Origin of the sequence: Nocardioides islandensis (assembly GCF_015352455.1) — a bacterium.
Lineage (GTDB): Bacteria > Actinomycetota > Actinomycetes > Propionibacteriales > Nocardioidaceae > Nocardioides > Nocardioides islandensis.
Genome location: NZ_JADKPN010000007.1, coordinates 16,425 through 30,991, shown reverse-complemented (window position 1 = coordinate 30,991; position 14,567 = coordinate 16,425). Strand labels below are relative to the sequence as shown.

Sequence of the window (14,567 nt, the reverse complement as noted above, 5' to 3'; positions counted from 1 at the left end):
CGCCCACCACGAGCGACGTCCGGCATCCACCTAGGGGTGTGGCAACCCGTCGGAGCCACGTGCGACGCTCGTGGACCCGCACCCGACGGTCACTCGAGGAGGCCCCGTGGAGGACAGCCAGCACGACGACTGGACGCCCGACCCCACCGAACGCCCGGAGCCGGAGTCGTCGGACGACCGTGCGCGGCGACGGGCCGTGGAGATCGCACAGGACGCGCGCTTCTGCATGGTGACGAGCACGGCCCCGGACGGTGCGCTGCACGCGCGGCCGATGACGCCGCAGCAGGTGACCGACGACCTGGAGGCGTGGTTCTTCATCTCGCGCTCCAGCGAGCACGCGGCCGACCTGGTCGCGCGGCCGCGGGTGAACCTGTCGTTCCAGGGCTCCGGCGACTGGCTGTCGGTGGCCGGCAAGGCCGCCATCGTCGACGACCGTCGCCTGGCCGAGGAGATGTGGAACCCGGTCGTCGACGCGTGGTTCCCCGACGGTCCCGGTGACCCCGACGTGGTGCTCCTGCGCGTGGCCGCCGAGTCGGCGGAGTACTGGAAGGCGCCGGGGGGCCGTGTCGCGTCGGTGCTGTCCTTCGTGAAGGCCAAGCTCAACGGGCGACCCCTGGAGGGTGAGTCCGGAGCCGTCGACGTCGCCTGAGAGGTCCCGGACATGACGGAGCGGGCCGGCGCTCGCGCTGCCGACCCGCTCCCGGTCACGGTAGGTGGTTCGAATCCCCCGATTCCGACTCACCAGACCGGATCCCCCCTGCACTCCCAGGAGTGCGTACCTCCCGGCTTGATACGTGGGATCAGAGGACTTTTCGGCGGGTCACCAACCGGCGCCGAAGCTGAGGAACGGCGAGGGCGCGGCGTCCGCGGGCAGGGCCGCGGCCGCGTCGGCCAGCGCGTCGGCGGGCTCGGCGCCCCCGGCCACCCGGCGGTGCCAGCCCGCCAGCACCTCGCAGGCCACGTCGTCGGCCACCAGGGTCGGTGACGACGTGACGCACGCGGCGCCGGCGTGCAGCCAGGCCGCGGTCATCCCGACGACCTCGTCGCCCGAGCGCACCGAGGCTCGCCCGAGCTCGCACGACGACAGCACCACCGTGTGAGGCGTGTGCGGCAGCTGGTCGATGTCGTAGCCGAACCACGGGCCGTCGGCCAGGTCGATGGCGGAGAAGAGCGGGTTGTCGCCCGGATGCCGGCCGTGCCCGGCCAGGTGCAGCACGTCGACGCGAGTGGCCAGGGACGTCACCCGGTCGGCCGCGGCACCCGCGCCGGTCAGCACTGTGGCTCCCCGCCAGGCGGCCGCCGCGCGGGAGACCTCCTCCTCGGCGCGGGCGACGTTGGGGCCGGCGACCAGGCCGACGCGGGGGCGCTCGGCCCGGGAGGTACGTCGCAGCTCCAGCCAGCGGGTGGCCGACGGCGGGACGGTCACGGGACGGCCGGCCAGCCCGGGCAGGAGGGTCCACGGCGTGCCCGCGAGCTGCGCCGACGGGGTCAGCACGACGCGCCGGTCGCCGACCAGCGACAGCAGCGGGGTGACCAGCAGCTCGGAGACCACCATCAACCGCTCGTCCAGCGAGGCCCGGATGGCAGCCGCGAACGGCCCCGCCAGCTGCGAGGCCGCCATGTCGAGGTCCGCCGAGATCCGGTCCAGGTCCCCGCTCACCGGGCCGACCTCGCACAGCCGCACCGTGTGGGCTCCGCGACCGGTCACCACGACGGCGGTCACCCAGTCGTCGACCACGATGTGGGCGAGCAGGCACGCGTCGGTGGCGGTCAGCTCCGCCTGGACCTCCGCGATCGCGGCCGGCTCGCCCACCTCGCCGCTGCCGTCGCCGTACCAGCTCTTCTCGCGGATCCGGTCGCGGAGGTCGTCGAGCCGGCGGCCGTCGAGGGAGTGCGGGGAGGGGTCGGCGGCGTGGAGCACGCGCAGCTCGGTCAGCTCCGCGGCCAGCCGCTCGTCGGCGGGCGGTCTGACGGGCGTCACCCGGCTGACCAGGGCGCGGGCCCGCTCGCTCCACTCGTAGGCCAGCTCGGGCGAACCCTCCTCGAGAGCCAGCCGCAGGCCCTGCAGAGCCAGCGCCCTCCCGTGGCCGACGAGTGTGCTCTGGAGGTCGAGGCTGCCGAACGACGACTGCCAGGCGTGCAGGTCGGCCAGCCCCGCGCGGACGTGGTCGCGCGCGTGCCGCCGGTCGCCGCGGGCACGGGCCAGGTCGGAGCGCACCTCGCGCCACAGCAGCCGGGTGGCCACCGGCGAGTCCTCGGTCACGTGCACCCGGTTGATCCGCTCCCTGGCTCCGGCGAGCTCGCCGCGACGGATGGCCACCCGGGCAGCCTGGAGCTGGAGGATGGCCGCGTCCCGCCGGTGGCCGTGGTGCTTGAGGAGCACCGCGAGCTCGTCGGCGCGCCGGAGGACCGCGATCGAGGAGCGACCTTCGGCGATCTCGGCGAGCGTGACCACGGCGTCCGACCGCAGCGCCTGTCCCTCGCTTCCGGCGGCACGAAAACGCCGGGCCGCCCGCTGGGCCACCTTGCGCGCCTCGGCGGTGTCGTCCCGCAGGAGTGTTCGCGACAGGGTCAGCTCGCACTCGGCCTGGTAGACGCGCAGGCCGTGGTCGCCGTACGCCGCAGCGGCACGCTCGAGCGCGATCACCGCCTCGCTGGCCCGGCCGGCGGCGGTGAGCACCTCGGCCCGGTCCTGCTCACCGACGGCGCGACTGACCGCGGACAGCGGTGCCAGCACGGAGCGCGCGGTGTCCATCGCCTGGAGTGCGCCGACCAGGTCGCCGGTGAGCAGCCGCGCGTACCCGAGGTTGTGCTCGGCGCGGGCCCGGCGCTCGGGGGCGTCCTCATCGCTCAGCAGGTCGACTGCCAGCGTCAGGTCGGACACGGCCGAGGCGGCGTCCGCGCGCTGGAGGTGCAGGCTGGCGCGGTTGAGCAGGCTCCGGCTCAGCTCGGGACTGTCCTGGAGCAGTCCGATGGCGGTGGTGTAGTCCGCGAGCGCGGTGCCGGTGTCGCCGACGTGCTTGTGCATCAGGCCGAGCTGCGACCAGATCAGGCCGCGCGTCTCCGCGCTCAGGCCACGTCGGTCGAGCAGCGCATGGCAGCGCTCGATGCCGGCGCGCATCGCCCCCTGCTGGGACGCGATGTACGCCGCAGTCAGGTCGATCCGGGCCAGCAGGTCGGGGTCCTCGGTGAGCCCTCGCGCCTCGGCCAGGAGTGCGGCCGAGCCCTCGAAGTCCCCGTCGTTGATCAGCGTGACGGCGCGCTGGTGCAGCTGGGGGGCGTCGGGCACCGCTCCATCATGGCGCGAGGTCCGTCAGGGCAGCCACCGCATCCCATCCGCGGGCCACGGCGTCGGCCCGGGTGTCGTGCGCGGGGTCGATCGACCCGAGCATCTGGGCCGCGACACGCCCGGCGAACAGTGGTGCCGCGAACGAGGTCCCGCTCCAGAGGGCGAACCGGCCCGTGTAGTCGTCGGGGTCGATCGACTCGCGGACGCGCTCGTCCAGCTCGGTCCGCGCGACGGGTTGCAGCCCGCCCTGGAACGGCGGCAGCGTGCTCATCACCGAGGCGCCGAAGGCCCAGGCGCGGACCCAGGGCCCGACGTTGCTGAACAGGGCATCGGTGCCGTTGGGGTTGAGCGCCCCGACGGCGACGACGGGAACGACCGCGGGGTCGGGAGCCACGATCGACTGGGCCGGGTCGGGCCACGGGCACCAGGCGGCCGGGAAGCACGGGCGGTCGGTGGCGTCGTTGCCGGCCGAGCAGACGACCGTCACGCCGCACGCGCCGAGCTCGGCGAGGATCCCGGCCATCGTCGGGTCGAACTGCTCGTCCTCCGGTGTCTCGTGGTAGTAGCCGAGTGACAGGCTGAGCACGTCGATCGGGTGACCGCCGCTCTCACCGTCGCGGTGGCGACGCGCCACCTCCTTGACGTCCTTGAGTGCCTCCACCAGGTCGCTCTCCACGATCGGACCCTCGGAACCGACGATCCGGAAGGCGACGATGTCCGCGTCCGGGCACGCCTGGTGGACGAGCCCGGCGATGAACGTGCCGTGCCCGGCGAGGGCGTCGATGCCGCCGTCGAGTGCGCCGACCTGGTCGGGCCAGCGCTCCGGGTCGGTGGCCGGGTCGACGTACCCGACCGGGTCGGTGCCCAGCGTGACGTCGGTGCGCACCACGCCGGTCAGCCAGGGGTGCACGCCGCAACCGGTGTCGAGCGTCGCCACCACGGGACGCCGGCCCTTCACGGTCGCGTGGCGCACGGGCGGTGGTCCCACGTACATCACCGGCTGGCGTCCGCCGCTCCCGGGCGTCCCGTACGTGGCGACCGGCGTGGAATGAGTCTCTTCGTACGGGTGGGTCTCCTCGTAGGGGTGGGTCTCCTCGTACGGGTTCGCACCGATGCCGCGGATCAGCACGACGTGGTCGAGCCCGACCTGCTGGAGCTCGGCGAGCTCCTTGGCCTCGGCCCGGGCGTTCTGCAGCAGGACCCAGCCGTCGGGGGCCTGGGTGGCGCGGTTGTCGGCGACCTGGAGGTCCAACCGGACGACCTCGCCGGCGGCGGTCTCGGCGTCGTCGTCGAAGTACCTGCCGTCGTCGCGGCGCTCCACCGGCTCCCAGACGGTGGTCGCGAACATCACGCGCCCCTTCTCGTCGCGGGTCACCGAGGCGGTCGCCCGGCTGACCGTCACCGACCAGCCCAGGCGCTCGGCGACCTGCTCGAGGGCGCGGATCGTGGCCTCGTCGCGCGGTCCGCGGGAGACCAGCAGGCGCGGGCCGACGTACACCGTCGAGCGTGGGTCGACACCCTTGACCGCCAGCGCGGTGCTCGGGTCGAGGACCCGGCCGTTCACCCGCTCGAGGAAGCCCGGCGGCGGGACCCGCGGCTCACGCCGTGACGACGGGCGCGGTCCTCGCGCGGGCCTCGACTTCTCCTGCTCCACGTGTCCCTCCCGGACGGCTGGTGCGGGTCGATGCGTCAGTGCGGCTCTTCGTACGGCCGCGGGCTCGGAGGACCGAGCGGCTTCGGGGGCTTGGACGGCTTGGGCGGCTTGGGCGTCTTCGGCTCTGCCATGGGATCCTCGTCTGCTCGCGATCGGTACGGTCCCGAGAAGGATGCCTCAGATCCAGAACGGTGGGGTGGCAACCGGCAGACGCGAGGAGCTGTCGGTGTCGCCGGGCTCGGGCAGGAACCAGAGCCGGGACAGGCCGGGGGAGACGTTGGTGATCTCGAAGCGGCCGTGCTGGTCCACCTCGGCACCGTCGTAGGCCGGGTGCCCGGCCGAGGCGCCGGAGACCTGGATGCGCATGCCCGTGCGGGGCAGCACCCAGCCGTCGATGCGACGACGGTTGCCGGACGTGCTGATCCGCAGCAGGACCCGGAAGTCGGGTGCCGCGAACTCCAGCGACCACTGTCCGACCTCGGCCAGCTGGGCCGCCGACGAGCGGGCGCCGGCCAGGGCGTCGTGCGAGTCGACGAGCGTCATCAGCTCGAACTCGAACTCCAGGTCGATCGCGGCCAGGGTGGCCAGCACCCCGTCGGCCAGGTCGCCGGGCGGCGGGTCGAGGGTCTCCCAGAGGCGACGGATCTCGAGCATCAGCGCGTCGTCGCTGGACCCGTCCAAGGGCCCGTCGATGGGCCCGTCGATGGGAAGGTCGGGAGTCGTCATCGGTCCGCACCTGTTCGTTGGAGCTCGTTGCGGAGCTTGTCGAGACACCGGCCACGGGTCGGGCCGATGCTGCCGATGGGCATCTTGAGCTCGCCCGCGATCCTCGCGTAGTCGGGCCTCGGCTCCATCGCGACGATGCGCAACAGCTTCTGGCACCGCTCGGGCAGCACCTTCATCGACTCCCACAGCCGCGACTGCTCGTCCTTGAGCACGACGTCGGACTCGGGGGAGGGCTGCGACGGCAGGTGCCACTCGAGGGCGTCGTCCTCGACCGCGGTCGAGCGGCCGGCGGTCTTGCCGACCCGCCAGGCCTCGCGCCGGGCCGTGGTGCACAGCCAGCGCGCCACCGCCTGCGGGTCGCCCACGGTCTCGGCGCTGCGGACCAGGGCGAGCCAGGCCGTCTGCACGACGTCCTCGGACTGCTCCTTGTCCAGGCCGGTGGCCCGGACGACGTGCCAGAGGATCGGGCTCATCACCCGCACCAGCTCGTCGAGCGCCGACGGGTCGCCGGAACGCCAGCGTGCGAAGGACGCACCAGCGGTGTCCCAGACCGAGGCCGGGTCCCCGTCGACCGTGTCCCGCATCGTCATCACTCCCCCCAGGAGCATGCAACACCGGTAGTGATACGGGCCAGCGCAATTGTGTGTCGAAGACCACGTATCACGCCCGGCCTATCCTGATCGGGTGCGCGGCATCGGACACCAGGACGTGCGGTTCTGCCGCGCCCCCGACGGCGTCCGCATCGCCTACGCCGTGCACGGCGACGGGCCACCCCTGCTGGTCACCACCTGCTGGCTGAGCCACCTCCAGCACGACTGGCAGAGCCCGGTGTGGCAGCACTTCCTGCGCGACCTCGGACGCTTCGCGACGGTGGTCCGCTACGACGAGCGCGGGCACGGTCTCTCCGACCGCGACGTCGACGACCACTCGCTCGAGGCCCGCATCGGGGACATGGCGGCCGTCGCCGACCACGCCGGCTTCGACCGGTTCGCGGTGATGGCGATGTCGCAGGGCGGACCCGTGGCGATCAGGTACGCCGCGGAGCACCTGGACCGGGTGACGCGGATGATCTTCTACGGCTCCTACGCGTGCGCGATGCGCGACCCCACGCCCGAGGACCTGGCGATGAGCGACGCCATCAACCAGATCATCAAGGTCGGCTGGGAGCGGCCGACGCCGGAGTTCCGGCGGGTGTTCACCACGTTGATGATCCCCGGGGCGACCGAGGAGCAGATGTCCTGGCTGGACGAGCTGCAGCGGGTGGCGGTGACCGGCGAGACGGCGTACGTCGCGCGCACCCAGCGGCTGCTCGCCGACGCCACCGACGACCTGGGCCGGCTGAGGATGCCCGCCCTCGTGGTGCACTCCGTCGAGGACCGGATGAACGACTTCGAGCACGCTCGGACGCTCGCGACGCTGTTGCCCGACGTGCGCCTGGTGCCGCTCGAGAGCCGCAACCACATCGTCCTCGAGGACGAGCCGGCGTGGCCGGTGTTCGTGGAGGAGATCGAGGGGTTCATGGCGGCCGACGGGGCGCCCACGGCCTCCGCGGCGCTCGACCGGGTGCTGTCCCCGCGCGAGCTCGAGGTGCTCCGGCTCGCGGCCGACGGCCTGGACAACGACGCGATCGCCGGGGCGCTGACCCTCAGCGTGCGCACCGTCGAGCGGCACTTCCAGAACCTCTACGGCAAGCTCGACCTGACCGGCCGCAACGCCCGGACCGCCGCCGTCGCGCGGCTGCACGCCGGCGCGCCGGTGCGTACGCACGCGTAGTCGCCACCCGTCGTACTGCTGCCGATGTTGCGCGTCGGCGCGGATCCGCGCGGCCCCTCGCCCTTCCTAGCGTTGCTCCATGACCATCATCGATCAGGACGAAGACATCCAGCTGAAGGCCAAGCACGCGGCGATGTGGGCCTCCGGCCACTACGACGCCGTGGCCACCCAGCTGATCGCGGAGCTCGGCCCCGTGCTCGTCGAGGCCATCGGCATCCGCACGGGTGACCTGGTGCTCGACGTCGGCGCGGGCAGCGGCAACGTCGCGATCCCCGCGGCGCTCGCCGGCGCCCGGGTGATCGCCAGCGACCTGACGCCCGAGCTGCTCGAGCAGGGCGAGGCGCACGCGCGGGAGCGCGGCGCGGTCCTCGAATGGCAGGTCGCGGACGCCGAGCGGCTGCCGTACGACGACGGCCAGTTCGACGTCGCCGTCTCCGCTGTCGGCATCATGTTCGCCCCGCACCACCAGGCAGCCGCCGACGAGCTGCTGCGCGTGGTGACGCCGGGCGGCCGCATCGGCCTGGTCAGCTGGACGCCCGCCGGCTTCATCGGCCAGATGTTCGCCACCATGAAGCCGTTCGTGGCGCCGCCGCCGGCCGGCGTGCAGCCGCCCCCGCTGTGGGGCGACGAGGACCACGTCCGCGGGTTGCTGGGCGACCGGGTCACCGACGTGCGCACCGAGACGCGCACGGTCAAGGTCACGCTGTTCGCCGAGCCGGCCGACTTCCGTGAGTTCTTCAAGACCAACTACGGCCCGACGATCGCGGCGTACAAGCAGCAGCCCGACGCCGAGAAGGCCGCCGAGCTCGACGCGGCCCTGGACGGCCTGGCCGAGCGCTTCGACGTCGGCGAGAGCGGGTACCTCGTGCTCGAGTGGGAGTACCTCCTGCTGACGGCTCGTCGCGCCTGACCGGTCAGCGCGCCTTGACGCTGATCATCCGCGACGGACGGCTGCCCGCGGCGTTGTAGGCCTGGACGATGTAGCGGTACGCCACGCCTTTCACCACGGTCGTGTCCGGCCAGGAGATGGTGTCGGCTGGAAGCGTCGCGATGACGGTCGTCGGCGTGCACGAGGGCGTGCCGCACCGGAGCACCCGGTAGCCCGTCTCGGTGTCCGAGTCCTGCCAGGTCAGGGTGATCACGCCGGGCGTCGCGGTGCCCGTCAGCCCGACTGGGGTCGACGGGATCTTGAGCGGGGCCTGGGTGACGGCAGTGGCGACGTTGCTCCAGCCGGACGGGCCGCCGGCGTTGTAGGCGCGCAGCCGGTAGGAGTACGACGTGGAGGCGGCCAGCCCGGTGTTGCTGAACGAGGTCTGGGTGAGCGACGGCGCGATCGTCGCGAACGTCGTGCAGCCGGTGCCCGTACAGCGGTCGAGCGTGTAGCCGTCGGCGCCGGGCACGGCGGCCCAGCTCAGGTCGACCTGCGACGAGGACACCGCCTGGGCGCTCAGCGTCGGCGTCGCCGGCGGCGGCACGACGGGCGTCTGCGTGACGGCGGTGGCCACGGTGCTCCAGTCCGACGGGCCGCCCGCGTTGTAGGCGCGCAGCCGGTAGGAGTACGACGTGGAGGCGGCCAGCCCGGTGTTGCTGAACGAGGTCTGGGTGAGCGACGGCGCGATCGTCGCGAACGTCGTGCAGCCGGTGCCCGTGCAGCGGTCGAGCGTGTAGCCGTCGGCGCCGGGCACGGCGGCCCAGCTCAGGTCCACCTGCGACGTGGACACCGCCTGGGCGCTCAGGGTCGGCGCGGCGGGTGGCGTCGGCGGGGGTGGCGGGGCGCCGAGCGCGCCGAACACGTCGGCGGCGAAGGACCCGGCACCGGAGAAGGACTCCACGCGCAGCTTCCACGTGCCGGCGACGGCGCTGGCGATCCCCAGCGTCTCGAAGCGCCCGGGGGCACCGCAGTTGTTGTTGCTGGCCTCGAGCATGCAGCGGCTCATCGCCACGACGGTGCCCGAGGGGTTCACGAGGTAGGCGTCGATGTCGGGCGACCACTCGTAGCCGTACCAGCACGTACCTCCCAGCGGCAGCGCGCAGGTCGCCGCGCCGTTCGTGGTGCGCAGCGTGACGCCGAGCGGCTGGCCGGCGGTGCTCACGTCGAACGGGAAGTCGACCGACGCGCCCGAACCCACCGACCCGGTGAGCACGGTGTGCCCCGGCCACGCGGCGGTCCCGGCGCTCGTCGCGCCCAGCGCGGCGACGAACGACCGCGCGTCGACCAGGCCCCAGCCCCACTCGTTGTCGGCGCCGGGGCTGCCGGCGTCCTGGGCCGAGGTGTGGAGGGCCTGCTTGACCTCGGCCGGGGTGGCGGCCGGGTCGGCCTCGAGGCCGAGCGCCACCACGCCCGCGACGAACGGCGTCGCCATCGAGGTGCCGGAGAGCGACCAGTACGACGAGGTCGTCCCGGCCTTCGCCGCCACCACGCTGAGGCCGGGCGCGACCACGTCGGGCTTGGTCGGCGCGGCCGGGTTGGTGGTCGGGCCGCGGCTGGAGAAGCCCGCGAGGTACAGGCCGTTGTCGGTGTCCGTCGACCCGGCCAGGGCGGACGGGTCGGAGGCCGCGCCGACGGTGACCACGTCGGTGGCCACGCCGGGCGAGTTGACGGTGCCGGGGGCGTCGCCGCTGTTGCCGGCCGCGACGACCACGACCTTGCCGGCCGCCACCGCGGCGTTGGCCGCCTGGCTCCCGGCGTCCGAGCCGTCGGAGGGAGGACTGCCCAGCGACATGGAGATCACGTCGACGTCCGAACGGGCCGCGCACCACTCGATGCCGGCGACCACGTCGGCGTCGTCGCCGACCCCGGTGCTGTCGAGCACCTTCACCGCGATGAGCGAGGCGCCGGTCGCCACACCGCCGTACGCCGCGTTCGCCGGGCCGGTCGGACGGCCGGCTGCGATGCCCGCGACGTGCGTGCCGTGGCCGTGGTCGTCGTACGGCGTGGCGCGGTCGTTGACGAAGTCCTTCCAGCCGACGACCCGGCCGGCGAGCTGCTCGTGGTTCGGGTCGATGCCGGTGTCGATGATGCAGATGCCGACCCCGCTGCCGTCGAGGGTGCCGTCGGTGGCGGCGCCCGTGGCGCGGGCGGCGTCGACGCCGTAGTCGGAGTTCCCGGACTCGTCGAGCGCGCGAGCCTGGCCGTCGAGCTCGACGCGGGTGACGCCGGGGGCGTGGGCGAGGGCGGTCACCTGGCCGCGCCTCACCGAGCCGACGAAGCCGCGGATGGTGCGGAAGGTACGTCCCACCTTCAAGCTCGGTGCCGCTGCTCGCGCTGTCGCGCGGGACGTGCCCTGGACGATCACCCGCACCCGCTCGCCCGGACGGGCCGCGGCCAGTGCGGCCTCCAGGTCGTCGGCGATCTTGTCGCGGTCCCGGTCACCCTTCCCGGGGACCGCGGGCCGGGCCTTCGCGGCGGCATCGCCGCGGGCGCCTGCACGTGCGGCGGGCGCCGGGGCAGCCGCGAGCGTGCCGGCGACCACCACGGACGCGACGGCGGTCAGGACCAGGGATGCGCGGGCGCGAGGCACCATCACGTGCTCCTTCAAAAGGCCCGAGACGCCGATGCCTCCTCAATGTAGGCAGCAGCGGGCACCGCGGGAACGGGAACTAGACCAGTGGGACAAGATGGTCCGGGTGAGCGAGGCCGAGGAGGAGTCCGCGCGGACCGTGCTCGTGGCCGGCGCCGCGAACCTGCTCATCGCGGTGGCCAAGCTGGTGGCCGGTCTGGCGTCGGGGTCCTCGGCGATGCTCGCCGAGGCGGCGCACTCGGTGGGCGACACCATGAACCAGGCCTTCCTGCTGACCGCGCTGCGGCGCAGCCAGCGGCCACCGGACCCCCGGCACCCGTTCGGGCACGGGATGGCGCGGTACTTCTGGTCGCTGCTGGCCGCGGTCGGGATCTTCGTGCTGGGCGCCGGCTTCGCGGCGTACCAGGGTGTCGCGGCGCTGCTGCACCCGAGCGACACCGGCTCGCCGTTCTGGTCGCTGGTCGTGCTCGCGGTCGCGTTCGTCTTCGAGGGAGCGTCGTTCGTGCGGGCGGTGTGGCAGCTGCGGGGCGAGGCTGCGGCGGCCGGCCGCTCGACGGCCTCGCACCTGCGGACCGAGGCCGAGCCGGCGCTGCGCGCGGTCGTCTGGGAGGACGGGGTCGCCCTCGCCGGACTGCTGCTGGCGGCGGCCGGGCTGCTGCTGGACGAGGCCATCGGCAGTCACGTCTTCGACGCGCTCGCCTCCCTGGCGATCGCGGTGCTGCTCGTGCTGGTCGCCTACGGGCTGGGCCGTCAGAACGCCGAGCACCTCATCGGCAAGGCCGTGTCGGAGGAGATGCAGGAGGGCATCGTGCGGCTGATCCGCGGGACCGACGGTGTCGACGGCGTGCTCGAGCTGCTGACGATGCGCCTGGCGCCGGACCAGGTCCTGGTGGCGGCCCGGGTCGACCTGGCCAGCGACTTCAGCCCCGAGGAGCTCGAGGAGGCCGCCGACCACGTGGAGCACCGGATCCGGGAGACCTATCCCGAGGTGCGGCACGTGTTCCTCGACCCGACGCCGGGTCAGGAGGACGAGCCGGTGGGCACGCTTCCGGACGCGTGACGTCCGGAACTGGGCCTAGCGTCGGGTCCATGAGCGACATCCCCGCGACGAGCACGTCCGACGACCGGCCGTGGGAGCCCACCTTCGACGGCACCGAGGCCGAGCACCTGCTCGGTGCCCTGGACCGGCTGCGCTGGACGTTCCGGTACAAGGCGGACGACCTGGACGCGGCCGGGCTGGCCGCCAGGTTCGGGCCGTCGACGCTGACGCTCGGCGGGCTGCTCAAGCACCTGGCCGCGCAGGAGGACTACGCGTACTCCGTGAAGACCGCCGGTGAGGCCATGCCGGGGGAGTGGGCCGCCAACGGCTGGGACGGCGACGACGACTGGGAGTTCTCCTCCGCGGCCGAGGACGACCCGGCGTACCTCTACGCGTTGTACGACGGCGCGGTCGCGCGCGCCCGCGCGGGGTTCGCCGACGCGATCCAGCACGCCGGGCTCGACCAGCAGGTCGCCCAGGCAGCGATGGTGGGCCGGCCGGTCAGCCTGCGCCGGGTGCTGTTCGACATGGTCGAGGAGTACGGCCGCCACACCGGGCAGGCGGACCTGGTGCGCGAGGCCGTGGACGGACGAGTGGGGGAGGACCCGCCGCCCGGCTGGCGCCCCGTGGGGGCGCGAGCCTGACGACGGGTCCTCCCCCTCGGGGGCGAACCTTGGTCAGCCTCCTGCGTCAGCGCCGCCGGACGACGACGACCTCGCAACTCACCGACACCTGGTCCTTGGCGTCGACCACCACGCGGTCGCGACCGCCGCCACAGCGGACGATGTCGCGGTGGCCGTCGGCGGCGAGGATCATGTCGTTCCCCTTGCCGCCGCTCAGGACGTCCTTGCCGCCACCGCCGACGATGCGGTCGTTGTCGGACGCACCGAGCAGCAGGTCGCCCTCGGAGCCGCCGAGCAGACGGTCCTTGCCGGCGCCGCCGAGCAGGCGGTCCTTGCCGCGGCCACCCTTCAGCAGGTCGTCGCCGCGCTGGCCGCGCATCACGTCGCCCTCGGTCTCACCGGTGAGGATGTCGCGGCCGGCGTTGCCGGAGATGACGTCCCGGCCGGCCTGGCCGCGCATGGTGTCCTTGCCGGCACCGCCCTTGAGGCAGTCGTTGCCGGCCCGACCGAGGACCCGGTCGTCGCCCTCGGCGCCGCGGATGCGGTCGCCGGCGGCGGAGCCGCGCAGCCGGTCGCCCTTGACGCTGCCGTCCTGGACGAACGCGGGGACACCCTGGCAGGTCGACGAGGCCGGGCCGTACGGCGTGGTGTCGCAGGCGTCACCGATGCCGTCGTGGTCGGTGTCGGCCTGGCCGGGGTTGGCGGCCGTCTTGCAGTTGTCCTTGCCGTCCGGGGTGCCGTCGCCGTCGGTGTCGGGACCGTACGGCGTGCTGTCGCACGCGTCGCCGATGCCGTCACCGTCACTGTCGGCCTGACCCGGGTTGGGGTTGGTGTCGCAGTTGTCGGGCACGTTCGGCACGCCGTCGCCGTCAGTGTCCGGACCGCCCGGCGTGCTGTCGCACGCGTCGCCGATGCCGTCGCCGTCCGTGTCGGTCTGGCTCGGGTTCGGGACGTTCACGCAGTTGTCCGTGGAGTCCAGCACGCCGTCACCATCGGTGTCCGGCCCCGTCGGCGGGTTCTCGCACGCGTCGCCGATGCCGTCGCCGTCGGTGTCGGCCTGGCCGGGGTTCGAGACGGTCGGGCAGTTGTCGCTCGAGTCGGGGATGCCGTCGCCGTCGGTGTCGGTGGCGGGCACCGCGTCGCAGGCGTCACCGATGCCGTCGCCGTCCGTGTCGGCCTGGCCGGGGTTCGCGACGCTCGGGCAGTTGTCGCTCGAGTCGGGGACGCCGTCGCCGTCGGTGTCGGTCGGTGACGGGTCGGCCTTGCTCGCCCGCAGCAGCACGTTGTCGTAGTCGAACGTGCCGGCCGGCAGCACGCCCACGAGGGCGTCGATGTCGGTCTGGATGCGGAGCTTGTAGTCGTGCCCCACGGTCAGGTCGCCCGGGACGACCGTGGCGGCGGTCACCGAGGCCCAGGTGGGCTGCTGGGTCGCGGCCCGGTCGAGCACCTTCAGGGTGGTGTGGCTCGTCTGGTCGTCGAGGAACACGCGGTAGCGGGCGCCGCTGACCAGCGCCAGCAGCGCGGCCGCGTCCACGCGACGGTCCATGGTGAAGAACACCGAGTCCGGCGTGCTGCCACCGGCGCCGTTGTAGGTGAACGTCGGGCTGGTCCACTCGGTCCGGCTGGTGCCGACCACGCCGGCCACGCCGGAGAAGGTGGACCGGAGGAAGCCGTCGCCGGCTCCGCCGGTGCCGCCGTTGGCGACGTACGCGGTGGTGGCGGTCGGACAGGTGAGTGGCGGCAGGCAGAGGAGACCGACGGTCTCGCTGCTCCCGGTCCACCCGCCGACGGACGTCGAGAAGTCCCTCGACACCTGGGTCGGGTGGTAGTCGTTGGTGACCGCGAAGGCCGCGGTCGCGAATCCGACGCTGAGTGCTACCGCGACGACGACCGCCGTCGCGAGGCGCAGCACAGCCGCCGGAAGAAGACGTGCAGGCATGGA

At 73.5% G+C, this 14,567-nt stretch carries 11 protein-coding genes; 5 read left to right on the top strand and 6 right to left on the bottom strand.

Annotation, left to right across the window (positions count from 1 at the left end):
• Nucleotides 1-106 precede the first annotated feature (106 nt).
• Entirely contained in the window at nucleotides 107-649 is a 543-nt protein-coding gene (locus tag ISU07_RS12590; RefSeq protein WP_323742575.1) for a pyridoxamine 5'-phosphate oxidase family protein, read from the top strand.
• A 171-nt stretch (nucleotides 650-820) separates the two neighbouring features.
• On the opposite strand, the gene ISU07_RS24815 is transcribed toward ISU07_RS12590, so the two are convergent.
• From ISU07_RS24815 to ISU07_RS12570, 4 genes are all read right to left on the bottom strand, one after another.
• Nucleotides 821-3,289: a CHAT domain-containing protein gene (locus ISU07_RS24815; protein ID WP_194707160.1), complete on the bottom strand. Its 2,469-nt coding sequence runs from the start codon at nucleotides 3,287-3,289 to the stop codon at nucleotides 821-823.
• 7 nt (nucleotides 3,290-3,296) lie between these two features.
• The gene (locus ISU07_RS24810) at nucleotides 3,297-4,943 is read right to left on the bottom strand and encodes a S8 family peptidase (RefSeq protein ID WP_194707159.1); all 1,647 of its coding nucleotides are present in this window, start codon (nucleotides 4,941-4,943) and stop codon (nucleotides 3,297-3,299) included.
• A 177-nt stretch (nucleotides 4,944-5,120) separates the two neighbouring features.
• Nucleotides 5,121-5,669: a hypothetical protein gene (locus ISU07_RS12575; RefSeq protein WP_194707158.1), complete on the bottom strand. Its 549-nt coding sequence runs from the start codon at nucleotides 5,667-5,669 to the stop codon at nucleotides 5,121-5,123.
• Nucleotides 5,666-6,277, bottom strand: coding sequence for an RNA polymerase sigma factor (locus tag ISU07_RS12570; protein WP_228521822.1), 612 nt, complete (start codon nucleotides 6,275-6,277; stop codon nucleotides 5,666-5,668). The genes ISU07_RS12575 and ISU07_RS12570 overlap by 4 nt, the downstream gene beginning before the upstream one ends.
• Before the next feature lie 76 nt (nucleotides 6,278-6,353).
• Between ISU07_RS12570 and ISU07_RS12565 the strand changes: the two genes are divergently transcribed.
• Nucleotides 6,354-7,442 (top strand): alpha/beta fold hydrolase, encoded by a 1,089-nt coding sequence (locus tag ISU07_RS12565; protein ID WP_194707157.1) that lies wholly within the window; start codon nucleotides 6,354-6,356, stop codon nucleotides 7,440-7,442.
• A gap of 79 nt (nucleotides 7,443-7,521) precedes the next feature.
• Nucleotides 7,522-8,352: a class I SAM-dependent methyltransferase gene (locus tag ISU07_RS12560; RefSeq protein WP_194707156.1), complete on the top strand. Its 831-nt coding sequence runs from the start codon at nucleotides 7,522-7,524 to the stop codon at nucleotides 8,350-8,352.
• 4 nt (nucleotides 8,353-8,356) lie between these two features.
• On the opposite strand, the gene ISU07_RS12555 is transcribed toward ISU07_RS12560, so the two are convergent.
• Nucleotides 8,357-10,966, bottom strand: coding sequence for a S8 family serine peptidase (locus ISU07_RS12555; protein WP_194707155.1), 2,610 nt, complete (start codon nucleotides 10,964-10,966; stop codon nucleotides 8,357-8,359).
• Between the two features lie 103 nt (nucleotides 10,967-11,069).
• On the opposite strand from ISU07_RS12555, the gene ISU07_RS12550 reads away from it, so the two are divergent.
• Nucleotides 11,070-12,023: a cation diffusion facilitator family transporter gene (locus ISU07_RS12550; RefSeq protein ID WP_323742574.1), complete on the top strand. Its 954-nt coding sequence runs from the start codon at nucleotides 11,070-11,072 to the stop codon at nucleotides 12,021-12,023.
• Nucleotides 12,024-12,052: 29 nt separating this feature from the next.
• The gene (locus ISU07_RS12545; protein WP_194707153.1) at nucleotides 12,053-12,646 is read left to right on the top strand and encodes a mycothiol transferase; all 594 of its coding nucleotides are present in this window, start codon (nucleotides 12,053-12,055) and stop codon (nucleotides 12,644-12,646) included.
• 46 nt (nucleotides 12,647-12,692) lie between these two features.
• Here the strand turns inward: ISU07_RS12545 and ISU07_RS12540 are convergent, their stop codons facing one another.
• Nucleotides 12,693-14,564: a thrombospondin type 3 repeat-containing protein gene (locus tag ISU07_RS12540; RefSeq protein ID WP_194707152.1), complete on the bottom strand. Its 1,872-nt coding sequence runs from the start codon at nucleotides 14,562-14,564 to the stop codon at nucleotides 12,693-12,695.
• Nucleotides 14,565-14,567 lie beyond the last annotated feature (3 nt).